Genomic DNA, 528 nt, shown 5'->3' on the forward strand with positions numbered 1-528 from the left:
CAGCGCCTGCATCAGCCGGCCCCGGGCGACGACGAGCGCGGCCGCGTCCGCCAGCGAGAGCACCCCGGCCACGTGCGCCGCGGCGATCTCGCCGATGGAGTGGCCGGCCAGGTGGCCGGGACGCACGCCCCAGGCCTCCAGGAGCCGGAACAACGCGACCTCGAGCGCGAACAACGCGGGCTGGGTCCAGCCGGTTTCGCCGAGCAGCGCCGCTTCCGGCGTGCCCTCGCCGGCGAAGAGCACTTCGCGCAGCGGGCGCTCCAGGCCGAGGTCGAGCTGGGCCAGCACCTCGTCGAGCGCGTCGGCGAACACCGGGAACCGCGCGTACAGCTCGCGACCCATGCCCGCGCGCTGGCTGCCCTGCCCGGCGAAGAGGAAGGCGAGCCCGCCGCGGCCGGTGGTGCCGCGGACCAGCGAGCCGGCGGGGGTGTCGGTGCCCAGCGCGGTGAGGGCCTCGAGGACCTGGGCCCGGTCGGTGCCCAGCACGACCGCGCGGTGGTCGAAGCCGGCCCGCGACGTGGCCAGCGA

General features: G+C 77.1%; 1 protein-coding gene. It reads right to left on the reverse strand.

The features are described from left to right. The coding region (locus G3I65_RS10680) for an acyltransferase domain-containing protein (protein WP_160695955.1) at positions 1 to 528 on the reverse strand (528 nt) is incomplete at both ends.

The organism is Amycolatopsis sp. SID8362, from assembly GCF_010550475.1.
Taxonomy (GTDB): domain Bacteria; phylum Actinomycetota; class Actinomycetes; order Mycobacteriales; family Pseudonocardiaceae; genus Amycolatopsis; species Amycolatopsis eburnea.